20 protein-coding genes are annotated in these 25,010 nt (G+C 56.0%); 10 read left to right on the top strand and 10 right to left on the bottom strand.

Annotated elements, in window-relative coordinates; translation table 11 throughout:
* Positions 1-78: 78 nt before the first annotated feature.
* Positions 79-3,177, bottom strand: coding sequence for an autotransporter outer membrane beta-barrel domain-containing protein (locus DUD43_RS10165; RefSeq protein ID WP_194273375.1), 3,099 nt, complete (start codon positions 3,175-3,177; stop codon positions 79-81).
* A gap of 753 nt (positions 3,178-3,930) precedes the next feature.
* Here DUD43_RS10165 and DUD43_RS10160 point away from each other — a divergent pair.
* The 3 genes from DUD43_RS10160 to DUD43_RS10150 all read left to right on the top strand — a co-directional run bounded on the left by DUD43_RS10160 (position 3,931) and on the right by DUD43_RS10150 (position 7,313).
* Positions 3,931-5,247 carry an MFS transporter gene (locus tag DUD43_RS10160; RefSeq protein WP_228125761.1) on the top strand — a complete coding sequence of 439 codons (1,317 nt, stop codon included), beginning with the start codon at positions 3,931-3,933 and terminating at the stop codon, positions 5,245-5,247.
* Positions 5,240-5,815, top strand: coding sequence for a prolyl-tRNA synthetase associated domain-containing protein (locus tag DUD43_RS10155; protein ID WP_153230197.1), 576 nt, complete (start codon positions 5,240-5,242; stop codon positions 5,813-5,815). Before DUD43_RS10160 ends, DUD43_RS10155 begins: the two co-directional genes overlap by 8 nt.
* An 88-nt stretch (positions 5,816-5,903) precedes the next feature.
* Positions 5,904-7,313 (top strand): aspartate ammonia-lyase, encoded by a 1,410-nt coding sequence (locus tag DUD43_RS10150; protein WP_153230196.1) that lies wholly within the window; start codon positions 5,904-5,906, stop codon positions 7,311-7,313.
* Between the two features lie 23 nt (positions 7,314-7,336).
* Here the strand turns inward: DUD43_RS10150 and DUD43_RS10145 are convergent, their stop codons facing one another.
* The 3 genes from DUD43_RS10145 to DUD43_RS10135 all read right to left on the bottom strand — a co-directional run bounded on the left by DUD43_RS10145 (position 7,337) and on the right by DUD43_RS10135 (position 11,313).
* Entirely contained in the window at positions 7,337-8,317 is a 981-nt protein-coding gene (locus tag DUD43_RS10145; RefSeq protein ID WP_153230195.1) for a LysR family transcriptional regulator, read from the bottom strand.
* Between the two features lie 77 nt (positions 8,318-8,394).
* The gene (locus DUD43_RS10140; RefSeq protein WP_153230194.1) at positions 8,395-10,857 is read right to left on the bottom strand and encodes a heavy metal translocating P-type ATPase; all 2,463 of its coding nucleotides are present in this window, start codon (positions 10,855-10,857) and stop codon (positions 8,395-8,397) included.
* Between the two features lie 138 nt (positions 10,858-10,995).
* Positions 10,996-11,313 (bottom strand): DUF4148 domain-containing protein, encoded by a 318-nt coding sequence (locus DUD43_RS10135; protein ID WP_153230193.1) that lies wholly within the window; start codon positions 11,311-11,313, stop codon positions 10,996-10,998.
* A gap of 139 nt (positions 11,314-11,452) precedes the next feature.
* Between DUD43_RS10135 and DUD43_RS10130 the strand changes: the two genes are divergently transcribed.
* The 3 genes from DUD43_RS10130 (at position 11,453) to DUD43_RS10120 (ending at position 14,455) form a co-directional block, all read left to right on the top strand.
* On the top strand, positions 11,453-12,406 hold the full coding sequence (locus DUD43_RS10130) for a LysR family transcriptional regulator (protein WP_153230192.1): 954 nt from the start codon (positions 11,453-11,455) through the stop codon (positions 12,404-12,406).
* A 102-nt stretch (positions 12,407-12,508) separates the two neighbouring features.
* Complete coding sequence (locus DUD43_RS10125; RefSeq protein ID WP_153230191.1) at positions 12,509-13,183, top strand: ankyrin repeat domain-containing protein; 675 nt, start codon at positions 12,509-12,511, stop codon at positions 13,181-13,183.
* Between the two features lie 54 nt (positions 13,184-13,237).
* Entirely contained in the window at positions 13,238-14,455 is a 1,218-nt protein-coding gene (locus DUD43_RS10120) for a cyanate transporter (RefSeq protein ID WP_153230190.1), read from the top strand.
* A gap of 241 nt (positions 14,456-14,696) precedes the next feature.
* Here DUD43_RS10120 and DUD43_RS10115 read toward each other — a convergent pair whose 3' ends face one another.
* Entirely contained in the window at positions 14,697-15,035 is a 339-nt protein-coding gene (locus DUD43_RS10115; protein WP_153230189.1) for a c-type cytochrome, read from the bottom strand.
* Positions 15,036-15,286: 251 nt separating this feature from the next.
* On the opposite strand from DUD43_RS10115, the gene DUD43_RS10110 reads away from it, so the two are divergent.
* Positions 15,287-15,712: a universal stress protein gene (locus DUD43_RS10110; RefSeq protein WP_153230188.1), complete on the top strand. Its 426-nt coding sequence runs from the start codon at positions 15,287-15,289 to the stop codon at positions 15,710-15,712.
* 176 nt (positions 15,713-15,888) lie between these two features.
* Positions 15,889-16,677, top strand: a complete 789-nt coding sequence (locus DUD43_RS10105; protein WP_153230187.1) for a class I SAM-dependent methyltransferase — start codon at positions 15,889-15,891, stop codon at positions 16,675-16,677.
* Between the two features lie 4 nt (positions 16,678-16,681).
* Here DUD43_RS10105 and DUD43_RS10100 read toward each other — a convergent pair whose 3' ends face one another.
* The 5 genes from DUD43_RS10100 to DUD43_RS10080 all read right to left on the bottom strand — a co-directional run bounded on the left by DUD43_RS10100 (position 16,682) and on the right by DUD43_RS10080 (position 22,259).
* Positions 16,682-17,863, bottom strand: a complete 1,182-nt coding sequence (locus DUD43_RS10100; RefSeq protein WP_153230186.1) for a PQQ-dependent sugar dehydrogenase — start codon at positions 17,861-17,863, stop codon at positions 16,682-16,684.
* 128 nt (positions 17,864-17,991) lie between these two features.
* On the bottom strand, positions 17,992-19,389 hold the full coding sequence (gene fumC, locus DUD43_RS10095; protein ID WP_153230185.1) for a class II fumarate hydratase: 1,398 nt from the start codon (positions 19,387-19,389) through the stop codon (positions 17,992-17,994).
* 50 nt (positions 19,390-19,439) lie between these two features.
* A complete protein-coding gene (locus DUD43_RS10090) occupies positions 19,440-20,483 on the bottom strand; it encodes a type I glyceraldehyde-3-phosphate dehydrogenase (RefSeq protein ID WP_153230184.1) in 1,044 nt (347 codons plus the stop codon).
* 12 nt (positions 20,484-20,495) lie between these two features.
* Entirely contained in the window at positions 20,496-21,284 is a 789-nt protein-coding gene (locus DUD43_RS10085; RefSeq protein WP_153230183.1) for an SDR family oxidoreductase, read from the bottom strand.
* A gap of 3 nt (positions 21,285-21,287) precedes the next feature.
* The gene (locus DUD43_RS10080) at positions 21,288-22,259 is read right to left on the bottom strand and encodes a D-2-hydroxyacid dehydrogenase (protein WP_153230182.1); all 972 of its coding nucleotides are present in this window, start codon (positions 22,257-22,259) and stop codon (positions 21,288-21,290) included.
* A gap of 153 nt (positions 22,260-22,412) precedes the next feature.
* On the opposite strand from DUD43_RS10080, the gene DUD43_RS10075 reads away from it, so the two are divergent.
* Positions 22,413-24,320, top strand: a complete 1,908-nt coding sequence (locus tag DUD43_RS10075) for a S9 family peptidase (RefSeq protein WP_153230181.1) — start codon at positions 22,413-22,415, stop codon at positions 24,318-24,320.
* Between the two features lie 64 nt (positions 24,321-24,384).
* On the top strand, positions 24,385-24,999 hold the full coding sequence (locus DUD43_RS10070) for a glutathione S-transferase family protein (RefSeq protein WP_153230180.1): 615 nt from the start codon (positions 24,385-24,387) through the stop codon (positions 24,997-24,999).
* Positions 25,000-25,010 lie beyond the last annotated feature (11 nt).

The following is a 25,010-nucleotide window of genomic DNA, read 5'->3' as shown; positions in this document are numbered from 1 at the left end:
TCGGGGGCAATGTTTTGTGGATCAGGCAATCGCTATGTGACGGGCTGGCATCCGCTCAAATCCGGATGCCAGACTGTCTTACCAGGCGTATCTGATGCCCAGCTGGAAATTGCTTTCCCGGTACTTCTCGCTACCCATCATGTAGGAAACCCGCCCAAAGGCACTGGTGCTCTTGGATAGTTGGGCGTTCAGGCCCAAGGTAGTCGCCATGACATGCTTGGGCATGGGGTCCCCCACGGATTTGTCGTTAAAGGACATATGGGAGATGCGCGGCATGCGCCAGTAGTTCAGCTCCGCAAAAGGAGCCAGCTGCATGCCCTGGCTGCCTTCAATATCTGCTTTGAAGCGCAGACCCACCCGATAAGCCGCCGAGTTCATGTTTTGCTTGTGAATCTGCGTTTGGGTTTGTTCATACACATCGCTGGCATTGAAGTTGGACCAGATCACTTGCGCCTGAGGTTGCAGGTAATAGCGGGTTTGGCCGGAATCAGACAGCAAGAAACCATAGCCGCCTTCCAAAGAGGCCGACAGGCTGCGCGAGTTGTACTTCTCCTCGGCCAGTCCATCGCCCTTGACCTTGTTTCTGAACCAGCCTTGCATTACCCAGCTGTCTACATAGGCCCCGGTTTCCGGCTCGGTGGGCTTTTGTTGCCAGGTGGCGTACAGACCCAGGTTGTAGCCCTGGACTTTGCCTTCAGCCTTCAAGCGCTCGTTATGAGTCTTGCTCTTGCCATCCGAGTACAAGGCCATCACCCCAAGGCTGAGCTGACTTTGATTGGCATAGGTGTTTTGCCAGACATCCGAACCAAAATGGATCAGGGTATTGTCCATTTTGCGCTGATTGCCGAACTGGTTATCAAAGCGTTCCTGCTTGTGAACCAGACGCGCCCAGGCGGTATGGCCGGGACCACGGGCTTCCTGGCGCTCTTGCCAGCGATGCCGCTGGGTAGACAGGGCCATTTGACGGTTGGAGAAGTAGGCGTCAATTTCAGGACGATACGCGGTTGGTTCATCCGGTTCCGGGCCTGGTCCAGGACCGGGGCCCGGATCAGGCCCTGGATCTGGATCCGGGTCTGGGTCGGGATCAGGATCTGGGTCCGGAATGACCGGGTCACCGGCAATCGAATTCAGATACCAGCTTTCCGCTTCCCCGCCCTTGCCGCCTTTGACCAGATAGTAGTCATACAGACCCGCGACCAGACTGGGGGTGGAACTGGCGCGATAGCCGGTAGAGCCACTATCCAGGCTGAACGCAGTGGCGGAGGTTGTTGCGGTATTGGTGGCGGTGCCGCTGTCTGCCGACACGACCTTGATCCCAACCTTGGTTTGTGCGCCGTCGTCCATCTCGTCATCAAAGCGCTTGATTCGCAGACGGGTGGTGCCAGTGGCTTGATTGCGCACAATCAGCTGATCCGTGGCCGAGCTATCGTCCTGCAGCTCTGTCCACAGTTCAATCAGGCCGTTATTACCATTCAAGGTATCTACGCTCAGGGTCTGGAAACCCTGCATATCCGCCGGTTTGGCAAAATGCACTTCACTATCGTCCAGGCTCAAGGTGTTGACCTGAACATAGTCAGCTGCAGTGGGAACGGTGGCCGGATTGGGATCTTTCTTCAGTTGCCAGATACTGCCCTGACTAAGCTGCAGATTGGCGATATTGCGTGGATCGCCAGAGTTGGTGGGCGCTGCAATTCTGGCTGCACCCGAGAGCAGTGACTGCTTGGCAGTCAGCTCCAGCTCCCCTTGGTTGACCTGATACAGATAATCGCCCTCGATGACGGAACCATTGGAAGCATCAAGCTGCAAATAGGCTTGCTTGCCATAGATTTCCATCCCTACTTGCAGAGCCGTGCCCAAAGGATCTTTGGCTTTTTGCTGTAGTGCCGTGACCTGGCTGTTATTCAAGGTCGCGGTCAGCAAGCTGCTGGCCTTGTCGCCAGTGGTGGACTGGGCATAAATGGCCGAGCGCCCCGCCTGAAGGCTGGAGTCATTCATCTCCAGCGAGGACTTGGCAGTCATCCGCACTGCAAACTGGCCTGCCTCAATGCGAGAGCCTTGATTCAGGGTCAGCGTGGAGTTTTCCTGAATACTGGCGCCTATGCGTATAAAAGGCTCATCTTTCAGGTCTTTCAGCGTAACCGTACTGTCGTTCAAGGTGATGTGGCTGTTGTAGCGGGCATCCAGCCCCAGAACCTTGTCGCTGATCTCCTCGCCCAGCGTTTTCTTGCGGAAGTTCACCATGTCCACGCTGTTCAGGGTGATTTTTCCGCCTAAAAAGGCATTCGCACCTTGAACATCATTGCTGCGAGACGCATTCTTCAGGTTGAAAACTTCAATTTTGCTGCGCTGGGACTGTCCGGTCTGGCCAATTGTGATGGACGCGTCACTGGACGCTGATATCGCCCCGCTATAGTCACTGTTTTGTTCGGACTGGAAGAACATTTCCAGATGATCGACTGTGACTTCGGCATCCCGCCCCGCCATGATGCCGTTCTGGCCGGTGGACTTGGAGTCGGCTGCTTCAATCACCGTGGAGCCGGTGAAATGCACTTTGGACAGGTTCGAGACCCGAACGCCCGAGGTTTTGCTGATGATGGTGGTGTCATTCAAGGAGGCATCCATGCCAGCGCCGCCCAGGAACAGACCAGTACCCGGATCCACGCCCACCTTGACGCCCTTGCTGGTAATTTTCAGCTTGTCAGTGACCAGCTTGGTCTCCGATCCCTGTGAGGAGCTGATCGACATGCCGGTATTGTCAGCGGTAATCGTGACATCGCTTAATTCGATCAGACTTTTACTAGCATAATCACCCCAGCGTATTCCTTCTTGCGCCGTAATTTTGCTGTCTTTCAGCGAAAGTGTGGTTTGTGCGGAACCGCCCTGGCTATTCTGACTACCCTCGCCGTCTATTCCCACACCATTTGTTTGGATGATGTCTAAATACTGACCTTTAAAGACCGTGTCTTTATCTGTAATGACGGCTTGTTGAGACGGCGGCAATTCTCGACCAATCCAGATTGCAGCTGTTTCCGAGCCGGAACCGGTAATTTTCAAGACAGACTTATCGTTTTTTTGCGGTACGCCGTTGGCGTCCGTAATGTCGCTGGTATTGAGCTTGATTTCAGAGCCGCTACGCACGAATACCAGAGGGGCGGTGTCGCCAGCGGTGGTTTTCAAGGTATAGGCTTTGGAGACATAAATTTGAGCTCCTCTTGTTTCTTTATCCAGTTCTATTTTTATTATGCCGGAGTTGTAAATATCGTAAGGATTGCTTCCCGTTAGATCTCCAGAAAGGTGCAACATTGCAGCATTAACGGTGGTTGAAATGGAACTGGCTAATAGCCCCATGGATAGCGCTTGTATCAGTATTGAATAGGTCAATTTGTGCTGAAACCGTGGTTTGCGCATAATCTCTCCCTTTTTTGTTGACAGGTCTTTCTTGCTGGAACTGAAATATGTAAGGCTTGATCGAGATATTTTTTAGAACAATAAAGTTAACATTGAAACTTTTGATAAAATATCTAATTGTTTTAAATTTAAATAAATGCAACTAAGGGTTTTTACCTATGGTTGGAAACAAGAATAAAAAGGCTTGCTTTTAAAACAACAGGTTTTAAAGGGCGTCAGTGGCGGTGATCCAGGGGGCGGGGCTGAGTCTGACGCTAGCGGATGAAGAGATTTCTTCCCTGGGGTGAGCCAAGCAAGATGGATTCCTTGCTATCAAGGCTTGAGCCGGGAAATGCACGATACCCATATGCTCGAAATGGTCTGATTTTTAGAATTGGCATAGCCGTGGCTATCCTTAATAAGCTCCGCTTCGGGCAAACTATAAAATAAATTAATACTATGCCGTTCACCATTTTTTTCACTTCTTATGCTGCCTACAATGCGCTCCTAACACAGCTCAGTCGCAAATAGAGGAGACAAAATATGAGTGGGGCCATGTCGGGTCAGATGACCCAATTTGAGAATGTGCCGTTTCGGCGCTTTCACCTTCGTGTGGGGTCGACAGCCTGCGGAGGACAGTTTGCAGATGGTTTTGAGCTGGGGATTATTGGTTTGGCCATTGCCCTGGCGGCTGTACCGCTGAACCTGAATGCCGTCTGGATGGGTTTGTTGGGAGCAGCGGCCTTGGCTGGCCTGTTCCTGGGGAGCCTGGTGTCGGGCGTGATTGTGGACCGAGTGGGTCGACGCAAGATTTTTGCATGGGACATGCTGTTTGCCGCCGTGCTCTCGATTGCCCAGTTTTTTGTCACCGAAGCCTGGCAAATGCTCTTGTTGCGCTTTGCGCTGGGGGTGGTGCTGGGCTTTGATTATGTGGTCAGTAAAGCACTGTTGACCGAGCTCTCGCCCGTGCGTTTTCGGGGCCGTTTGTTGAGCATCATGGCCATTGCCTGGGTGGCTGGTTATGCCTGCTCCTATGCGGCCGGATTTTTGCTGCGTGATCTGGGCCCCGATGCCTGGCGCTATATGTTGATGGTCAGCGCCGTGCCAGCCTTGTTGATCTTTGTGTTCCGATTGGGTGTTCCGGAGTCGCCACTGTGGCTGATCCGTAAGGGCCGAGTACAGGAAGCGCAGGAGATTGTGCGCAAAAAGCTGGGCGATGGCATCTTGTTGCCGGCAACTGGCCCCGTACAGCAAAAAACAGGCGGGGAATGGAAAGAGCTGTTTTCCAGGAAATGGCGCAAGAACACGGCAGTGGGCGGCATCTTCTACGCGTGCCAGGTGATCCCCTACTTTGCTCTGGGCACCTTCTTGCCCAAGATTCTTGAGTCGCTCAATGTGACAGACAAATATGTAGGTGGTCTGACCTATAACGCTTTCCTGCTGCTGGGTGCGGTCATCGGAACCATGGTGGTAGACCGAATTGCGCGCCGCTCCTTCCTGATTGCTACGTTCATTGCTGGTGCCGCAGTCTTGTCCGTGATGGCGGCCGGTGTGCTGGATTCGACGGGTGTGATTATCGCGTTTGCCCTGTTTGCCTTGATTCTGTCGGCCTCGGCCAATCTGGAATTTATTTACCCACCTGAACTGTTTCCGACGCATCTGCGCGGTACGGGTGTGGGTTTTGCCACCGCAACCAGCCGTTTTGGTGCAGCCATCAGTACCTTCCTGCTGCCCAGCATTGTTCAAAGCCACGGGGTTTCCATTGCTCTGGGAGCGTGTGTCGTCGTCTTGCTCTTCGGTGCTTTGGTCTCGTATCTGTGGGCCCCTGAAACATCGCGCATGAGATTGGCTGATGTCTAACACCCATTTTCTCGCCCCGCATGAATGGCAAAGCGTCCAAGGCTTTGAAGAGTGGACGCAGGAGACCTTGCTGGTCTATCTGGAGCAGGCAGGTATCGGGTTTGAGCGGGTCAGCCACCCGGCCGTGTTTACGATGGCGGACTCCGCCGAACTGAACATCGCCTTGTCCGGACGCCGTTGCAAGAATCTGCTGGTGCGAGACAAGAAGAGCCGGGTTTTCTTTCTGGTGGTGCTGGCGCCCGAGACCAGTATTGATTTGGCTGCCTTGGGGCAATTAATGGGGGCAGGCAGATTGTCTCTGTGCCCTGCTGAACAGATGCATGAGCTCTTGCAGGTGGCATCGGGAGCCTTGAGTCCGTTTGCTCTTGTTGGAGATGCCCAGGCGCAGAAAGTCCGTTTGTTGTGGGATGCGAGTTTGTCGGGTGAAACCCAGTTTCTGTTTCATCCGCTGCGCAATACCGCCACGGTTTCTATCAGCCAAGAGGATTTCAACCGTTTTCTGGCTCTGACGGGCCACCGGATGGAAACGGTCGCGATCCCCTCTCGTCCCCACCCTGCCAGCACATAGCCGGGATTTTTTCAAAAAACAGGACATGGATGTTCAGGGTGCTCTGCCCGTTGTGGGCGGAGCACTTGTCAGCATCGTAGGAGTAAATATGGAAGTGTCTTCTGACTTTGAGCCAGTACGTACTGAAAACGATTACGTGGGCCAGGTCTCCATTCCTTGCAGCAAGTACTACGGCGTCAATAGCGTACGGGGCAAGGACAATTTGTCCATCTCGACTCAGACCGTGGGCCACTACCCTGCTTTTATTCAGGCTTTTGCACAGGTGAAGTGGGCCGCTGCCCTGGCTAACCGGGACTGCGGTGTAATCAGTCCCGAGATTGCCAATGCGATTGCGCAGGCCTGCCAGGAGTTGCTGGACGGGAAACTGGCCGACTCCCTGATTGTGGATCTGATGGAAGGCTCGGGTGGGACATCCACCAATATGAACTTCAATGAGGTGATCGCCAATCGAGCCCAGGAGATTCTGGGCAAGCCTGTTGGCTCTTACGAAGTGGTGCACCCGAATGACCACGTCAATCGCTCTCAATCCACCAATGATGCCTATCCGTCTGCCCAGAAAATGGCGACGTATGACATGCTGGCGGGCTTGATTGAGGCTGTGGGTGAACTGGGCCAGACCTTTAGTCAGAAAGCGGCGGAGTTTGCTGACATTTTGCACCTGGGTCGCACCTGTTTACAGGACGCTCAACCCATGCGACTGGGCCATGTGTTTGAAGGCTATGCCGCTCTGGCGCTCCGCTTGCAAGCGGAGCTGGTAGCAGTACGTGAAAAGCTCTGCACCTTGCCACTAGGCGGTACCGCGATTGGCACGGGCTTTGGGGCTCCTGAAGGGTATCGTGCGGCGGTGTATGCCCATTTGGCGACGCTGACAGGTGTTCGCTACCAGGCTCCGGATAATTCGTTCGATGCCATGCAGAACATGGATACCTTCTCCCGAGTCTCGGCCGAGCTGCGTACTTGCGCAACGGCCTTGGCCAAGGTCGCCGCAGATCTGACCTTGCTGTCCTCCGGGCCGACAGGTGGTTTGGGTGAGTTGCGTTTACCAGAAGCCCAGGCCGGTTCGTCCATCATGCCGGGCAAGGTGAATCCGGTTCTGCCCATGGCCATGATTCAGCTCAGCTTTGCAGTCGTGGGGAATGATGTGGCTGTGGCACAGGCAGTGCAATATGGCGAGCTGGAAATCAACCATTTCGAGCCGGTCGTGGCTTCACGGGTTTTTGACAGCATCCATATGCTGACCCAAGGGATTCAGCGTTTTAATGCCTTGTGTGTGGCAGGCATTAGTGCGGACCGTACCCGCAATGAAAACCATGTCTTGCGTTCCATGGCAGTTGCCACGGCTTTGGTGCCCACATTGGGCTATGCCAACGTCAGCAAGCTGGCCCGTCAATCGGTAGCAGAGCAGCGCCCCTTGCTGGACATTCTGGAAGAGTCCGGGATTCTGTCTAAAGAAGAAGCTTTGCAGGCCATCCAGAAGGCTTCAGTACCCGCTTTTTAATGGTGTGCGCTCCCTAAGTGTGCTTAGGGAGCATCTACCCAGGGATGCAGCTGAATCAGCTGCGGCAAAATGGGATTGATGGCTTGCAGTTCATTGCGAGCATGCGTCCCCAAAACAGTGGCGGCCAGCTCAAAGGTTTCCTTGCCCAACTGACCATATTCGCCTGTGCGAACGTGGAGATACAGCCGGCGCTCGGCATTCAGCTCGGGCACAAAGCCCAAATGCAAGGCCCCTGCAGATCGCGCACCTTGAAGCAGGCACAAGGGTGTCGTGACCGCCCAGCCAATTCCCCCCGCCACCATGGACGTCAGTGTGTCCGCGGTTTCCACTTCCAGACGACGGGCTGAGCTGATGCCAGCTTGACGCAGGGAGCGCTCGACTTGCGTACCCAAGTGAGATTGGGCGTTAAAACGGATCAATGGCAGTTGCTTGGACAGCGTGACCAGGTCCGCCATGCTGGTACATGGAAAAGCCAGCCCCTTGGGGGCAATGACCAGGAATCGCTCCGACATCAGAAAGTGATTCCCTATTCCCTCTATATCCAGTGTGCGGGTTGAGATCACCAGATCCAGTTCCCGCCGTACCAGCGCTTCGGCCAGATTAGGCGTCAAACCCGTGCGTACCGACAACTGTGCGGTGCCACGTAGTAGCTCCTGAACCAAGGGCGTGCCGCAGCTGGCGGCAAAGGAGTCCACCAGTCCGACCCGTAAATTAGGCTTGATCCCCTGGCTGGCTTCAATCACGGAGCCGCGCAGGTTCATGGCCTGATTCAAGAGCGTTGTCCCTCTATTCACCAAGGTCAGACCGGCGGCGGTCAAGGTCAAAGGCCGAGCCGAACGGTTAAGCAAGGGCGTCCCAAAGTTCTCCTCCAGCAAGCGTATGGACTGGGAGACAGCAGATTGGGTAATACCCAGTCGTTCTGCGGCCTTGGACATATTGCAGTCCTGAGCCGTGGTCAGAAAGATCCGCAGCGCTTGCATGTCGATGGGGCGAGTTTCTTGCATAGTTCAGCGAGCTTGGCGCATGAAGGAGAGGACTGGAGAAAAATAAGGCCGTGCTTATGATAAGCACGGCCCTGATTTTAGCTCAGCTTCACCCGACGCAAACGCAAGGCATTGCTGACCACAAAGACACTGGACAAGGCCATGGCGCCTGCGGCAAACATGGGCGAGAGCAAGGTGCCGTTAAAGGGATACAGCACGCCTGCCGCTACTGGAATCAGTGCCACGTTGTAGGCAAAGGCCCAGAACAGGTTTTGACGGATATTGCGCATGGTGGCGTGGGACAAGGCAATCGCGGTGACCACGCCTTGCATATCGCCCGACATCAGGACCACATCCGCGGCTTCGATGGCAATGTCTGTTCCGGTGCCAATCGCAATCCCCACGTCAGCGACGGCCAGAGCGGGTGCGTCGTTAATACCATCCCCGACATAGGCCAGATGCTGATGGGTGTCGCGCAAGGCCTGGACCGCTTGTACCTTGCCTTCAGGCATGACTTCTGCCACCACTTCATCAATGTTCAGACGGCGGGCAATGGCATTGGCCGTGTGGCGGTTATCACCAGTAATCATGACGACCTTGATGCCACGGGCGTGCAGTTGCTCGATGGCCTGCGGGGTGGTTTCTTTGATGGGGTCAGCTACGGCCAGCAAGGCAATCACTTGCTTGTTACGGGCGGCGTACATGGGGGTTTTGCCGTCCTGGGCCAGGGTCTGGGCTTGCTCGGTAAAGGCAGACAGGTCTGCGCCTAGCTGTGTCATCAAGCGGTCTGCGCCCACATGCCATTGGTCGGCACCAATCTGGGCGGTGACGCCCAAGCCTGTCAGGGATTCAAATTGCTCGGCTTTAGGCAGCGTGATTTGCTTGTCCTTGGCGGCGCTGACGATGGCTTGTGCAATCGGGTGCTCGGAGTAGTTTTCCAGAGCGGCAATGGCAGCCAAAGCCTGATCCTGGTTTTCCCCGGGAGCGCAGACAAAGTCGGTCAGTTCGGGTGCGCCTTTGGTCAGGGTGCCGGTTTTATCCACGGCCACGACTTTTACATCGCGCAGGGCTTGCAGGGAGTCCCCTTTACGGAACAGCACTCCTGCCTGCGCGGCACGGCCTGTTCCCACCATGATGGAGGTTGGCGTGGCCAGACCCATGGCGCAAGGGCAAGCAATAATCAGCACGGCCACGGCATTGACCAGTGCAAAGCTCAATGCGGGCGATGGACCAAAGATCAGCCAGACAATCGCGGTCAGGACGGCCAGTGTCATGACGGCGGGTACAAACCACAGCGTGATCTTGTCGACGACAGCTTGAATCGGCAGTTTGGAGCCTTGGGCCTGCTCAACCATGGAGACAATATTGGCTAGCACCGTGTCCTGCCCCACGGCGGTGGCTTCAAATTCCAGCGAACCTTTCTGGTTCACCGTACCGCCAATGACTTTGTCGCCCTGGGATTTGGACACTGCAATGGATTCGCCCGTCACCATGGATTCATCCACATAGCTTTGACCGGCCAGGACATCACCATCAACCGGGATACGCTCGCCGGGGCGAACTAATACGACGTCGCCGGTATGCAGATCGGCCAAGGGCAGCTCGATTTCCTGACCGTCGCGACGTACACGAGCGGTAGGCGGTTGCAGGCTGAGCAAGCGCTGAATGGCCTCAGACGTACGGCCTTTGGCGCGCGCTTCCATGACACGGCCCAGCAAAATCAGGGCGACGATGACAGCAGCCGCTTCAAAGTACACGTAGACGGACTCGGAAGGCAGCCATTGCGGCGCAAAGGTGGCCACCAGCGAGAAGGTGTAGGCCGCCAGGGTACCCACAGCGACCAGCGAGTTCATGTCCGGGCCACCACGCAAGAGGACGGGAATCCCTTTGGTGTAGAACTCGCGGCCTGGGAACAGCAAGACCAGCGTGGTCAGCACAAACTGGATCAGCCAGCTGTTTTGAGTTCCTATGGTGCTGGCTACCCAATGATGGAAAGCGGGCACCATATGGCCGCCCATTTCCAGAATGAAAACGGGCAAGGCCAGAACCGTTGCCAGCCAGAAACGTTTGCGCAGGGTTTCGTAGCTTTGCTCGGCGCGTTCGAACTGGTCATTCGTGACAGTAGCTTCGGCCAGGCTGGCGGGATAACCGGCTTTGCTGACCGCCTGAATCAGGTCAGGAGCCTTTACGCCTTGTGCCACTTGCACATGCGCTTTGGCGGTTGCCAGATTGACTGAGGCCTTTTGCACGCCCGGCACTTTCAGCAAGGCTTTTTCAACCCGGCCCACGCAGGAGGCGCAGGTCATGTCCTGCACATCCAGCACAATGTCTTGCTGGGAAATTTTGTAACCACCCTTTTCCACTGCCTGCATAATGGCATCGACCGGGGCGGCACCCTCAAATTCCACGGTCGCCTTGTTGGTCGCCAGATTCACCTGGGCCGATTGCACACCGGGGACTTTGCCAATAATCTTTTCAACCCGACTGACGCAGGAAGCGCATGTCATGCCTTCCACATCTAAAGTCAGGCGTGAGCCCTTGTTTGAAGCGCTTGTTGTCATCGAAATCACCCTTCAATGGATCGTCAATGCAGCCACTTTAGGGCTTGACCCGATGGGAAGGTCAACAGCTGATAAAAAAAAACGCCTCCGAAGAGGCGTTTCAAGGGGGAAGTCAGGACTAACTAGGGATCAATCAGCTTAGTAGGCGACGAAAGAACCGTTGTTGTTGTTCCAGTCTTTGGCTTGGGCAGCAACCTGATCGCGGCTCAGCTCGGAACGGGTATCGATACGTGGGTAGTCGCCCATGGAACCCGTGCTAATGTAGCCTTGCTCTTGTGCAGCAGCCAGTTCCTGAACCACTTGCTGACGGCTCAAAGGAGCGTCGGTCGATTGAATCGTTGGGTAGTTCAGGTTTTCGCCAGTGGCGACATTGTTGGTGGCTGCCATGGCAGTGCCGCTCAAAGCGGTGGCACCAAGAATCAGGCTGGCGATAGTTGCGCGTGCGATGTTTTTCATTATTTACTCCAAATCTACGGTGTGTTTTTCGGTGGTTCGCTGTTGTGTTTAGCGAATCGTTAGATGGAGTATGAGCCTTTCCAGACCTAGTAAAAACCCTTAATATTGCAAACGTATTTCCATTCATGGAACAATTCAAATGAGTACCATTATCGCCGGGCCCCTGCTCAACGACATCGCGATTTTCGTGGAAGTGGCCCGCGCCCGCCACTTTAGCCGTGCCGCTCAAGCCCTGGGTATGCCGGTTTCTACTGTGTCACGCCGCATCCGGGAACTGGAAAAAGAAGTGGGCGTGGCCCTGCTCAAGCGCAGCACGCGCAATGTGGATGTGACCGACGCCGGGCAAGTGTATTTCGAGCGCTGTCTGGCCGTGGTCGAGCAGGCTCGTCTGGCTCATGAGCAATTGCTGGATGTAGCCCAGACCCCCAAAGGACGTTTGCGGGTTTCCATGCCGGCCAGTTTCAGCATCGTGCTGATGCCCGCCATTATTCGTGGTTTCAATCAACAGTACCCGGATATTGAGCTGGAGTTTGACCTGACCATACGGCCTATTGATTTGCAGGCAGACAACTACGATTGCGTGATCCGCGTGGGAGCTCAGCCGGACTCCAGCGCTGTGGCCACCATGTTGGGGCAGATTCGCCTGGGGCTGTATGCCACCCGTAATTATCTGGACCGCAAGGGGCGTCCCAAGCATCCTTCCGAATTGGCAGGACATACCTGTATTTGCGCCCGCCCCGCCAGCCCGGACCGGATCTGGTCCTTGCGAGGCCCGAATCAGGAGCGCTATGACGCGATTGTGGAAGGTTCCATCACCGTCAATAACGCCATCATGATGCGCAAGCTGGCCGTGCATGATCTGGGCATTACGGCCTCTTCCTTGCTGGAACGAAAACTGGATCCGGATTGTGTGCACCTGGAGCGCGTCTTGCCTGATTGGGAGTTTGCACCCTTCCCTATTCTGGCTTTGCTGCCCTCGCGTCTGATGCCGCAGAAAACCCGCGTATTCCTGAATTATCTGCGCAGCGAGCTGGATCGATTGATGTCCCAGCCTGAACTGGATGTGGCCGCAGCGGGTCAAGCTTACCCTTAAGAAAATAAGCAGTATGCTTATGAATCTGTGTTGCCCAAGGCCTAACTATGCTATTTATAGACGTTTGGTCCTGCGGGGCCAATGCCATGACGGGGGAAGCGCATGAAAGTATCACTGCAAAGCTTGCTGGCTGGAATGGCGATGAGCTTGGCCTTGGGGAGTGGCAGTGTGTGGTCGCAAACAGTATTGCTGGAAGCGGTAGAGCAAGGCGATAGCGCCAAGGTGCGCGAAATTCTCTCGGAAAAACGAGCTCGCGCCAGCGTCAGTGTCAGCGACGAGCAAGGGCAAAGCCCCTTGTTGCGTGCAACGTGGTTGAACCATATTGATATTGCCCGGCAGTTGATACGTGCCGGTGCAGATGTAAACCAGGCCGATTCCATTCACGACAGCCCGTATCTGGTTGCGGGCGCACAAGGTCGTCTGGAAATCCTGCGCATGACTCTGGACAACGGCGCCGATCTGCGTAGCGTGAACCGCTATGGCGGTACGGCGCTGATTCCGGCCGCTGAGCATGGTTATGTCGATGTCGTGCGTCTTTTACTGGCGGCGGGCGTAGACCCCAATCACGTGAATTATCTGGGCTGGACTGCCTTGCATGAAGCCATTGTGCTGTCCGACGGGGGCCCGGAGCATCAGGAAGTGCTGCGCTTGCTGATCAAGGCCGGGGCAGATGTGAATCTGCCGGATCGTCAGGGTGTTCTGCCCTTGAGCCTGGCCCGACAGCGCAGTCAGACCGAGATGGCCGAGATTCTGGAACAGGCCGGAGCGAATCCATAAGCACAAGCCGCGTGGTTGCAGCATTTTTCTTCTAATCACAACAACAACGATTTTATGTCTTCTACTCAGACTGCTCCGTCGTCGACGAGCGTTCAGGCCAGCCCAGGTTTATGGCTGGCTTTCGTCATTCTGGTCGGGCTGAACCTGCGCCCTTTTCTGACATCCAGCGGTACCTTGGCACGACAGGTTGCCCAGGGTTTGGACATGCCCTTGAGCAGCCTGGCCTGGTTGACCTTGCTGCCCATGATGGTGATGGGTCTGGGTGCTTTCTGTATGCCCTCCTTGCGGCGCGTTCTGGCGCTGCGTCATGTGCTGATTACGTCCCTGCTCCTGCTGTGTCTGGGCTGTGTGCTGCGCTGGTTTGTGCCCAACGGAGCCAGCCTGATTGCAACGGCATTGATCTGTGGTTTGGGCGTGTCCTTGCTGCAAGCCGGGATGCCCGGTTTGATCAAGGAGCAGTTTCCGCGCCATATCGCTCAGGTTACCGGCGTGTATTCCGCCACCTTGATGGGCGGCGGTGCCTTGGGTGCGCAGATTACGCCCTGGGTCAGTTCCTTGACGGATAGCTGGCGTATTGCTCTGGCGTTCTGGGCCTTGCCGATCAGCGTGGCCTTGTGGATTGCCTGGAAAGTGGTGCCGCGTGAGGTGCCGGGTGCGAATTTGTCGCCTCCCTCCTTGTCCCTGCTGGCTCGTCCTCGTACCTGGACCTTGATTGTGTGTTTTGGCCTGATCAATGGCGGCTATGCCTCCTTGGTGACTTGGCTGGCAACGTTCTATCAGGACCGGGGCTGGACGGCAGAAGCCAGCGGTAGTCTGGTGGCGGTCTTGTCGGTGGCACAAGCGATTGCCGCCTTTGGCCTGCCTACCTTGGCAGCCAAGAATAAAGATCGTCGCATGTGGGTGTGGTTGGCGCTGGCGTGTCAGTTCGTCGGTTTCCTGGCTTTTGCCTATATTCCTGATATGGCCCCCTATCTGTGGGCGATTATTATCGGCATTGGCTTGGGCGGCTGCTTTTCCTTGCTGCTTCTGGTGGCTCTGGATCACTTCCCGGATGCGGCACGTGCCGGGACCTTGAGCGCCTTGATGCAAGGTGGTGGCTTTCCGATTGCGGCCCTCTTTCCCATGATCAGCGTGCAGCTGCGTGAGATGAGCAATGGCTTTCAGGCGGGCTGGATGCTGCATGCGGCCATGGCGGTTCTGGTCGCGATCATGGCCTGGAGCTTCCAGCCATCGCAGTACGCTAAAAAGATGAAGCGGGACGACAGCCTTTAAGTCGATCTGATGTTGTAGAAAAAAGCCTGGCTGTTGATGCAACCAGGCTTTTTTATTGCCTTGGGGTTTTGTGGACTCGCCTTTGGTCGAAGATGCTGTGTTTGTCTTTTCACCTCAAGATGATGGCCGCAGGATTGCATGGAAAACCGCAATCCATATAAAACCGCAGTTATGAGCAGAGGAACAGGCAAGAAAAACGGCCACCCTCCGATGACCGTTTCCCTGTGTGTAGACACCCTGCTTATTCTTTTGGCGCACCCGCCATGATCCAATCCACCACCGCCTTGATATCGGCATCAGAAATGGCCGCATTCGCAGGCATGGGCAGCGGTCCATACACACCCTTGCTGCCTTGACGGATATGCTGGGCAATCACGTCAGCGTTGGCCGGATCGTCCTTGCGCCTGGTGGCGATGTCCTTGTACGCCGGACCGACCACTTTTCTGTCTACGGTATGACAGGACAGACAAGCATTTCTGGTCAGCACATCCTTGACCGAGTCAAAGCTGGCCTCGGCCGCCTGGGCGGTGAAACCGGCACTGAACAAGGCCGTACAGACCAGTAGCTGCTTCAAGCTCATGAGGGGTACCTCCTAAGTAAAACGGGCGCAAGAAATGGGGTTCTGCCTGGGATGTTACGCTTGTATTTTTCCGCATATAAACGGGGCGATGTGGCATCCACATCGAGATCATACGGTTATGATAGAACAGCCTTTAGCAAATAGCGGTGGGTCTTGATACTGATCAAGTTGGTCTGCGCGCTTATTCTGTAATGTCCTAGTAGAAGTTATTGCTTCATACTTAAACAGTTCACACACTACAAGAGGTCTTCATGCTTAATGTTCTCGTTCCTGTCGATGGGTCTGATGCTTCCACTCGCGCTTTGCAAACAGCCGTGGATATCCTAACGGGCAAACCAGAAGCCACTTTGCACGTGCTGGCTGTTCCTACACCGATTGTGTCGGGCAACGTCAAACGCTTTTTCTCGGAAGATGTGCTGCAGGCTTACTACCAGGACGAAGGCAGCAATGCGCTTTTGCCTGCTCGTGCCGTGCTGGCCGGTTCGCCCCTGAAGATCAAGGAAAGCATTATTGCTGGTAACGCTGCCCAGACCATCAAGGACTATGTGGAAAAGAACCAGATTGATCACATTGTGATGGGTACGCGTGGCCTGAGCGCCCTGCCCGGTCTGGTGCTGGGTTCGGTTACCACCAAGGTGCTGAGCCTGGTGAACGTGCCCGTGACCCTGATCAAGTAATTGAGCTGACTTTTCAGTCTGTGCAGGCCGTCCTTGAGACGGCCTTTTTTTATGCTTTTGAAGCTCGGTTTGCTGCTCTTGTTAGAGCCTGAGGGCATAAAAAAATCTTCACTCGGCCGCCGGGCACGATAGGGCTGTGTTTCAATACAGCGATAGTGACTACAAAAGAACCACTTATGTCAGATTCCTCTTTACTTGATCACAATGCCCGCGCCTGGGATAAACAAGCGCAAACCGAAAGCCCCTGGTCCTTGCCTGTCAGTAGCGAGCAGGTTGAACAGGCCCGTCGCGGGCAATGGCAAGTGCATTTGCTGCCCTCGCCAGTTTCTGCGGATTGGCTGGGCGATATTCAAGGTAAGTCCGTTTTATGTCTGGCCAGTGCCGGTGGGCAGCAAGCGCCTATTCTGGCGGCTGCCGGGGCCAAGGTAACGGTGTTTGATCTGTCTGCCGGGCAGTTGGACAAAGACCGTATGGTGGCCGAGCGTGATGGCTTGTCCTTGCAGATCGAACAAGGCGATATGTGCGATTTGTCGCGCTTTGCTTCCGAGAGTTTTGATCTGATCTTGCACCCGATTTCTAACCAGTATGTGCCCGATATCAGCCTGGTCTGGAAAGAATGCGCCCGCGTTCTGTGTCCGGGTGGGTGTTTGATGTCCAGCTTCTTCAATCCGGCGGTGTTTATTGCAGACCGGGACCCCAGCTATGCTCAGCAGGGCTTGATTCGCCCCAAATTTACGGTCCCTTACTCGGACTTGAGCAGTCTGGATGCCGAGGTACTGCAAGCCAAGCAGGCTCGTATGGAGCCTTTGGTTTTTGGGCATTCCTTGGCGCAGCAGATTGGCGGGCAGCTGGAAGCGGGTTTGCATCTGGTCGATTACATCGAAGAAATGCACCCCGCCCCGCGCTTTGAGATCGAGAAATACCTGCCCAGCTTTATTGCGACGCGCAGTCGCAAACCGGCTTAAGAGTTCACGACTTGGGCTGGATGCGCAGAAGCTGGCCGTCGTTTTCGTCGGTCAGCACATAGACATCACCATCCGGTCCGACACGAACATCCCGAATACGTTGCTTCAGGTCTTGGAGCAGGCGTTCCTCACCGACGATATGGCCGTCCTCTTCGTCAAACTGCAGACGAATCAAGGCTTGTTCTTTCAAGGCCCCCACAAACAGGCTGTGCTGCCAGTCCGGGACGCGTTCGTCGTTATAGAAAGCCATGCCGCTGATGGCGGGCGAGACTGACCAGTAATGGAAAGGTTCGGTCAGCCCCTCAATAGGGGTTGAGCTGGCGTTGGGAATGGGTTTGCCGTCATAGCCTTGCCCTTCGGTACGCAAAGGCCAGCCATAGTTGGCACCGGCTTGAATCCGGTTCAGTTCATCACCACCTTGCGGGCCATGCTCAGCGACCCACAATTCGTTCGTCCAGGGATTCCAGGCCATGCCTTGCGGGTTGCGGTGGCCGTAGCTCCAGATTTCTGCTCTGGCACCCCGTTGGCTGCGGAAAGGATTGTCGCGCGGCACAATGCCATCCGGACGAATGCGCACGACCTTGCCTTGAAGGTGGTCCAGCTCCTGCGCGGTGGCAGGCTGATTGTTCTCGCCCAGGGCGATGTACAGGTCTCGTCCACCCGGATCAAAGGCCATGCGCACACCATAGTGCTGTCCCGTAGACAAGGCTGGCTCCTGACGGAAAATCGGGCGGAAGGCGTCGATACGTTTCAGGTCCGAGGACAGCACGCCGTAGCCCACGGTTGTGGCGGAGTTCTGTTTGTCGCGGCGCTCGGCATAAGCCAGATAAATGCGGCGGCTACGGAAAAAATCCGGGGCTAGCGCCACATCCAGCAAGCCGCCCTGGGATTGCGCGTGGACTTTAGGCACACCAGCAATCGGCTCGGACAAGCCATTTTCTTTGGTCCAAACGCGCAGGCGGCCTGGGCGTTCGGTAATCAGAATGCCGGCATTATTGGGCAAAAAAGCCATGGCCCAAGGGTGTTCCAGCCCGCTGGCCAGGGTTTCGACCGAGACAGCCGGCCCGCTGATAGCAGGAACAGGTTCAGATTGTGCCTGGATCGCTACCGGAGAAATGGCCGCAGCCAGGCCCAGCACGGTGGCTGCAAATGCAGAGGACAAGCTGAAGGTTTTCTTTATATGCATAAGGCAGTGAAAGGCAGATAGGTGGCATGAAACACTCCCCTACTCTTTCATAGGGTCAATGGCTACGCTGTTTACGTATTCGCCCCAGTAAAGGGGCGAATACGGTCTAGCATAGCCGAGGCTGAAACTTAGCCTGGGTGGGTCATATCCAGCGGCACAATCCACTGATCGTACTGCTCGTTGCTCAGATAGCCGGATTTCAGGGCGGACTCACGCAGGGTCAGGCCTTCCTTGTGGGCAGTCTTGGCAATGTAGGCAGCCTTGTCGTAGCCGATGTGGCGGTTCAAGGCGGTCACCAGCATCAGGTTCTGGTCCAGATTGTGCTGGATTTTCTCCATGACGGGCTCCAGACCCTGGGCGCAATGCTCGTCAAAAGCCAGGCAAGCGTCACTGATCAGGGCAATGCTTTCCAGCACATTGTGCACCATCACAGGTTTGTAGACGTTCAACTGGAAGTTGCCTTGGCTGCCAGCAAAGCCCACAGCTGCATCGTTACCGTATACCTGCACGGCCACCATGGTCAGCGCTTCGCACTGAGTGGGGTTGACCTTGCCGGGCATGATGGAGGAACCGGGCTCGTTCTCGGGGATTTGCAGCTCGCCAATCCCGCAACGAGGACCGCTGGCCAGCCAACGCACGTCGTTGGCCATCTTCATCAAGGCACCGGCCAGGGTACGCAAGGAAGCGGACAGGTTCACCAGTGCGTCGTGGGCCGACAGTGCGAAGAACTTGTTTTCAGCAGCCTGGAATGGCAGGCCTGTGATCTTGGCTATATGGGCGGCTGTGCGCTCGCCAAACTGGGGATGGGCGTTCAGACCCGTACCCACGGCAGTGCCGCCGATAGCCAGTTGGTAGATGCCGTCCAGCGCCTTGTCCACGGTTTGCAGGCCGAAATCGATCTGCGCAACCCAGGCTCCAATTTCCTGGCCCAGTGTGATGGGCGTGGCATCTTGCAAGTGGGTGCGGCCGGTTTTCACAATGCTGTTGAATTGCTTTGCTTTGGCGGCCAGGGTGTCGCGCAGCTGACCTACGTCTTTGCGCAGGCGGCGCTGACATTCCAGACCCACGGCAATGTACATGGCGGTGGGGAAGGTATCGTTGGAGGATTGGCCGCGGTTCACGTGGTCATTCGGGTGGACGGGCTTTTTGCTGCCCTTCTCGCCACCGGCCAGTTCAATGGCGCGGTTGGAGATTACCTCGTTCACGTTCATATTGCTTTGGGTGCCAGAGCCGGTCTGGAACACCACCAGCGGGAATTCGGTATCCCACTGGCCTGCAATCACTTCATCAGCCGCTTTGACAATCAGCTGGGCCAGCTCGTCGGGCAACTCGCCCAGTTCCTGGTTGGCCAGGGCCGTGGATTTTTTCAGGATACCCAGCGACTCGATCATGCTGCGGCCCCACTGGAAGCGGTCGCGGCCAATCGGGAAGTTCTGGATCGAGCGCTGTGTCTGCGCGCCCCAATAGTGGTCGGCGGGAACCTCAATGGTTCCCATGGAATCCTGTTCAATACGTGTCGTACTCATCATGGCTCCTGTAAGAATTCGGAAGACAGTTCAGTTTGAAAATGGGGTGTTCACGGCTGGCGCAAGAAGCGCGCAGCCCACACACAGGCAATATCAAGCATGCGGTTGGAAAACCCCCATTCGTTGTCAAACCAGACCAGCATATTGACCAGCCCATCCCCATTGGTTCGGGTTTGCGAGCCGTCCACTACTGCAGAGTGTGGATTGTGATTGAAGTCGATCGAGGCATGGGCCTGATCGGAATAGTCCAGAATACCAGGCCATTGCCGGGCCGCTTTCTGGAACAGTTGGTTGATTTCGTCCCGGCTGGTGTCGCGCTCCAGATTGACCATCAGATCAATGGCCGACACGTTCAAGATAGGCACGCGGATAGACTTGGCCTGAACTTTGCCTTTTAGCTGCGGTAACAGGCGCTCTACCCCGGTCGCCAGTCCGGTAGAAACTGGAATCATGGATTGCAAGGCGGAACGGGTGCGGGCCAGATCGCTGCTGTGGTAGCCGTCGATCATGGGCTGATCGTTCATTACCGAGTGCAGCGTGCTTAAAAAGGCGTGGCGTATGCCAAAGGTTTTATCCAGCTCGGCCAGAACCGGGATGATGGCATTGGTGGTGCAGGAGGCGTTGGAGACAATCCGCTCGTCACCCTGCAGTTGTTCATGGTTAATGCCCAATACGGCGGTGAAATCTACGTCTTGAGCACTATTGCCGGGGTTTGAGACCAGCACACGCGGGCAACCGGCGTCCAGAAACTGCTGCAATTCTGCACGGCTGCCAAAGGCACCACTGCACTCGATCAGCATGTCCAGATTCAGCGCCGCCCAGTCTACGGCTTTGGGGTCGGTTTCATGCAGCACCCGGATGGCTTTGCCACCCACAATCAGCTCGTGCTCGTTGTGCTCTACCTGGGCCGGGAACACGCCATGGGTCGAATCAAAGCGCGTCAGGTACGCCATGGTGGCGATCGTGGCGGGCTCATTAATAACCACGACATCAAATTCCTGGCGCCGTGGGGATTCGTAAATGGCGCGCAGCAGGCAACGGCCAATGCGGCCATAGCCATTGATCGCGATGCGGATGGGACGAGGTAGCGGCATGATCAGGAAAAATCAGAAAGTAATGGAGAATCCGCCGTCTACAACCACGATATGGCCATTGACATAGGAAGCAGCCGGAGAGGCCAGAAATACAGCAGCAGCGCGGATTTCATCCGGATTGGCCCAGCGTCCCAAGGGATTGCGGCCTACCACCAGGGGACCTTTGACCGGGTCCTGGGCCAGCGCCGCATTGCTTTCCGTGGCAAAGGTGCCGGGGGCGATACCGTTGCTGGTAATGCCCTGCCCGCCAAATTCTACTGCCAGCGCACGTACCATACCGGCCAGTCCCTGCTTGGCGATGGGGTAAATGGCGTCGCCCGGACGAGCCAGCGGGCCTGCAATCGAGGTCAGGGTCACAATACGGCCTTGGCGGGTTTGAGCTTGCAGCATGGCCTGGGCCGCGTATTTGGACAGCTTCAGCGTGGCCAGCAGGTCTACATGCAGCAGGTGCTCAATATCGTCCCAATCGGCGTCCTGCAAGCGGCTGCGTAGGCGTACGCCCACATTGTTCACCAGAATGTCGGGAGTGCCGACGCGCTGGCACAGGGCCTGGTAGGAATCGGGCAAGGAGACCAGATCGGCCAGATCGTGCTCCCAGGTATCGACCTGGGCACCGACGGCTTTCAGTTCCTGGGCAAGCGGCAGGAGTTTGCTGGCGTTGCGGCCATGCAGAATCACATGAGCGCCATGGGCGGCGTAGGCACGGGCGATTTCCAGGCCCAGACCGGCGGACGAGCCAGTAACCAGAGCGCAGCGACCGGCCAGGGAGAAATTGGCTTGATAGGAGCTTAAATCAGTCATTGTCTACAGCGTATGGCGTGCTTCGCCACGGTGGAAAGCCACAATATTGTCGATCAGCTGGTTTGCCAAAGTCTGCATGGCTTCCTGACTGGCCCAGCCTATGTGCGGCGTCAAAATGTAATTGGGTAAGTCTAACAAGCGCATCAGGATATGGTCAGCGGGTGGCGGCTCGGGTGTACACACATCAATGCCGGCACCACCCAGCCAGCCTTGCCGCAAGGCGTGCTCCAGTGCCTGATTGTCGATCAGCCCGCCACGGGCGGTATTGATCAACAAGGGACGGCGTGCAGCCATGCGCTCGAATTCGGCCATGCCCAGCATGTTCTGCGTTTCAGCAGTCAGGGGGCAATGCAGGGAGAGGATGTCGGCTTGTTCCAGCACTTGGTCAAAGGGCAAGCGGTCGTCCGCATTGCTGACAATGGTCTGGCCACGGCGCTGGGCAAAGATGACTTTCATGCCCAAGGCGCGGCCCATGGTGGCAACGGCTTGTCCCAGAGAGCCCGAACCAATCAGCCCCAGGGTGGAGCCCGCCAGGTCGCGGATGGGATAGTCGAAATAACAGAATTGCTGGGCCTCTTGCCAGCGACCTTCCTTGACGGACTGGCGGTAGGCGCAGATATTGCGACGCAAGGCAAAGATCAGCGCAAAAACGTGCTCCGGAACACTACGTACGGCATAGTCGCGGATATTGCTGACCACAATCTGGCGCTCGCGGGCGGCATCCAGGTCAATATTGTCGCTACCGGTGGCGGCCAAGGCGATCATTTTCAAGTTGGGCGCGGCCTGCAAATGCTCGCGTCGCAGCGCCACTTTATTGCTGATGACAATGTCGGCATCGGCAATACGTTCGGCTACTTGATCGGGCGCCGTACGTCCGTAAACTTGCAGTTCATGCTTAAAGGGAACCTGTGGCAGCTCTACGCTGTCTGACAGTGTTTCCCTATCCAGAAAAACGATACGAGTCAAAGAAGTCATGCCTGTCCTTGTCCTGAGCTGCCCCTGGCATTCCGGCCCTATTTTCAGAGGGTTCTTGCCTTTGCTTGGGACCATCATCCGATATAGTAATGGGATTGATGCAGGCTTGTCCCTGGTCTCACCCTCATAACCCTGTTTTATAGGTTATTGCTTATGCTCTTGTCCCTCTTGCTCTCTTTGGGTGCCCACGCCCTGATACCGGATAACGTCGCTAGCGCCACTCCCCCACTGTACGACATTCGGGATTTTTTCCAGAATCCCAAGCGCAGCGGTTTCCGCATTTCAGATCAGGGACGCATGATTGGCTTTATGGAGCCCGTCAAAATTGAAGGCCACCCCGCCCGCCAGAATATTTTTGTGCAAGAGTTGAAAGGCAGTGAGCCCGTGGGCGAGGCTCGCCGCGTCACCGCCGAACACCAGCGTGATATTGCCGAGTACTTCTGGAAAGGCGATGAGACGGTTATTTACGCTAAAGACGTGAACGGCGACGAGAACTATCACGTGCTGGCGGTGAACGTGCTGACTGGCAAGGTGACTGATCTGACACCGCTGGAAGGTGTACGTGCCGGTGTGCAGGACGATCTAGCCGACGACCCGGAGCACATTCTGGTGTCGCACAACGGCCGTAACCCGGAAGTGTTCGATGTCTACAAGGTTAACGTCCTGACTGGGGAAAGCACCCTGGCGGCTGAGAACCCCGGTGATGTGCTGGGCTGGAGCACGGACCATCAGGGTCGTGTGCGTATGGCCATTTCCATCTCGGGTGTGGATTCCGAACTGCGTTACCGCGATAGCGACTCCGAACCGTTCCGCAGCATTCTGCAAACAGACTTCCGTACCGAAGTCAGCCCCCTCTTCTTCCACGCCGATAATCAGCGCTTCTATGCCTTGAGCAATCGTGGTCGTGACACTTTGGCCTTGGTCCTGATTGACCCCGCCAAGCCGGACGATGAAGAAAAAATCTACGAGTTACCCAATCACGATCTGATGGGCGCTGGCTATTCCCGCCTGCGTCAGGTGCTGACTTCGGTGGATTACTACACCGACAAACCCGGTCAGCATTTCTTTGACGAGCGCAGCGAGAAGATCCACGCGGCAATTGCGCGCCAACTGCCGGGCTACGAGATCAGCGTTCAGTCCATGACGCGCGATGAAAAGAAAATGATTGTGGCCAGCTACAGCGACCGCAATCCAGGCTCGCGCTACCTCTACGACGTAGACAGCAACAGCTTGCACAAGCTGGCTGTTATCAATAGCGCCTTGCCTGAAAGCGATATGGCGGTCATGCACCCCATTGAATTTACGGCACGCGATGGCATGAAAATCCACGGTTACCTGAGCCTGCCTTTGGGTGTGCCCAGCCGTAATCTGCCTGTGGTGATCAACCCGCACGGTGGCCCTTGGGCGCGTGACTATTGGGGATTCAACCCCGAAGTGCAGTTCCTGGCCAACCGTGGCTACGCTGTCTTGCAGATCAACTTCCGCAGCTCCACCGGCTATGGCCGCAAGTTCTGGGAAGCGGGCTTCAAGCAATGGGGCCTGAGCATGCAGGACGACATCACCGATGGCGTTCAGTGGCTGATCGATCAAAAGATTGCTGATCCCAAGCGCATTGCCATTTACGGTGCCAGCTACGGTGGTTACGCGACCCTGGCCGGTATCGTCAAAACCCCTGATCTGTACGCTGCTGCGGTGGACTATGTAGGTGTGTCCAACTTGCTGACCTTCATGAACACCATCCCGCCGTACTGGAAGCCTTTGCTGGTGAAAATGCACGCCATGGTGGGTGACCCGGAGAAGGATAAAGAGCTGCTGGAAGCCAATTCCCCGGTTCTGCACGCCGACAAGATCCGCACGCCGTTATTTATTGCCCAGGGCGCACATGACCCACGTGTAAACAAGGCAGAAAGTGATCAAATGGTCGATGCCTTGAAGGCGCGTGGCGTGGATGTGGAATACATGGTCAAGGATAACGAAGGCCACGGTTTCCACAACGACGAGAACAAGTTCGAGTTTTACGAGCGCATGGAACGCTTCCTGGCGCGACATTTGCAGCCTTAATTGTTTTGGAGTGGCGCGACAAGCTCGCGCCATTTTGTTTATCGCACTTTTGGAAAGAGAACTTATGAAACTGTATTACATGACCGGTGCTTGTCCTTTGGTGACCCGCATTGCATTGGAGTGGATAGGCAAGCCGTTTGAATCCCAGCGCGTCAGCCGCGATGAGCTGCAACAAGAAGAATTCCTGAAACTGAACCCCAACGGCGCTGTGCCGGTTCTGGTGGACGGTGATCTGGTCCTGACCCAAAGCATTGCCATTCTGGAATACCTGAACGAGAAGAATCCCCAGGCGAATTTGCTGGGCAGCACCATCGAACAACGCTTTGAAGCCCGCCGCTGGCTGGCCTTCCTGAACGCCGAAATCCACCGCAACGTGGGCGTGGTGTTCGGTGTGCATCGCTACGCTGATCAGGAAGCGACCCAGGCCGAAGTCAAAGCCAAGACCGCTGCCCTGCTGACCAAGCAACTGGGTGTGATCGACAAGCACCTGGAAGGCAAAGAAACCCTATCGGGCTCCTTGTCTGTGGCTGATGCTTACCTGTACGTAGTCCTGCGCTGGGCTGGCCTGATGAAGCTGGACCTGTCGGGTATGAAGAACCTGAACGCTTTCTTTGCTCGTATGGAGCAGAACGAAGGTGTGAAGGCGGCGCTGCTCAGTGAGGGTTTGTTGAAGAGTTAATTCAAATTACT

Source organism: Alcaligenes faecalis (genome assembly GCF_009497775.1).
In the GTDB taxonomy this organism is placed as follows: domain Bacteria; phylum Pseudomonadota; class Gammaproteobacteria; order Burkholderiales; family Burkholderiaceae_B; genus Alcaligenes; species Alcaligenes faecalis_D.
Note: the sequence above shows the minus strand (reverse complement) of the source record. Positions and strands in the feature narration are given on the sequence as shown.

Excerpts from the sequence above, each read along its gene's own strand:
- DUD43_RS10160 (WP_228125761.1), top strand. The coding sequence starts at position 3,931 with ATGAGTGGGGCCATGTCGGGTCAGATGACCCAATTTGAGAATGTGCCG.
- DUD43_RS10155 (WP_153230197.1), top strand. The coding sequence starts at position 5,240 with ATGTCTAACACCCATTTTCTCGCCCCGCATGAATGGCAAAGCGTCCAA.
- DUD43_RS10150 (WP_153230196.1), top strand. The coding sequence starts at position 5,904 with ATGGAAGTGTCTTCTGACTTTGAGCCAGTACGTACTGAAAACGATTAC.
- DUD43_RS10145 (WP_153230195.1), bottom strand. The coding sequence starts at position 8,317 with ATGCAAGAAACTCGCCCCATCGACATGCAAGCGCTGCGGATCTTTCTG.
- DUD43_RS10140 (WP_153230194.1), bottom strand. The coding sequence starts at position 10,857 with ATGACAACAAGCGCTTCAAACAAGGGCTCACGCCTGACTTTAGATGTG.
- DUD43_RS10135 (WP_153230193.1), bottom strand. The coding sequence starts at position 11,313 with ATGAAAAACATCGCACGCGCAACTATCGCCAGCCTGATTCTTGGTGCC.
- DUD43_RS10130 (WP_153230192.1), top strand. The coding sequence starts at position 11,453 with ATGAGTACCATTATCGCCGGGCCCCTGCTCAACGACATCGCGATTTTC.
- DUD43_RS10125 (WP_153230191.1), top strand. The coding sequence starts at position 12,509 with ATGAAAGTATCACTGCAAAGCTTGCTGGCTGGAATGGCGATGAGCTTG.
- DUD43_RS10120 (WP_153230190.1), top strand. The coding sequence starts at position 13,238 with ATGTCTTCTACTCAGACTGCTCCGTCGTCGACGAGCGTTCAGGCCAGC.
- DUD43_RS10115 (WP_153230189.1), bottom strand. The coding sequence starts at position 15,035 with ATGAGCTTGAAGCAGCTACTGGTCTGTACGGCCTTGTTCAGTGCCGGT.
- DUD43_RS10110 (WP_153230188.1), top strand. The coding sequence starts at position 15,287 with ATGCTTAATGTTCTCGTTCCTGTCGATGGGTCTGATGCTTCCACTCGC.
- DUD43_RS10105 (WP_153230187.1), top strand. The coding sequence starts at position 15,889 with ATGTCAGATTCCTCTTTACTTGATCACAATGCCCGCGCCTGGGATAAA.
- DUD43_RS10100 (WP_153230186.1), bottom strand. The coding sequence starts at position 17,863 with ATGCATATAAAGAAAACCTTCAGCTTGTCCTCTGCATTTGCAGCCACC.
- fumC (WP_153230185.1), bottom strand. The coding sequence starts at position 19,389 with ATGAGTACGACACGTATTGAACAGGATTCCATGGGAACCATTGAGGTT.
- DUD43_RS10090 (WP_153230184.1), bottom strand. The coding sequence starts at position 20,483 with ATGCCGCTACCTCGTCCCATCCGCATCGCGATCAATGGCTATGGCCGC.
- DUD43_RS10085 (WP_153230183.1), bottom strand. The coding sequence starts at position 21,284 with ATGACTGATTTAAGCTCCTATCAAGCCAATTTCTCCCTGGCCGGTCGC.
- DUD43_RS10080 (WP_153230182.1), bottom strand. The coding sequence starts at position 22,259 with ATGACTTCTTTGACTCGTATCGTTTTTCTGGATAGGGAAACACTGTCA.
- DUD43_RS10075 (WP_153230181.1), top strand. The coding sequence starts at position 22,413 with ATGCTCTTGTCCCTCTTGCTCTCTTTGGGTGCCCACGCCCTGATACCG.
- DUD43_RS10070 (WP_153230180.1), top strand. The coding sequence starts at position 24,385 with ATGAAACTGTATTACATGACCGGTGCTTGTCCTTTGGTGACCCGCATT.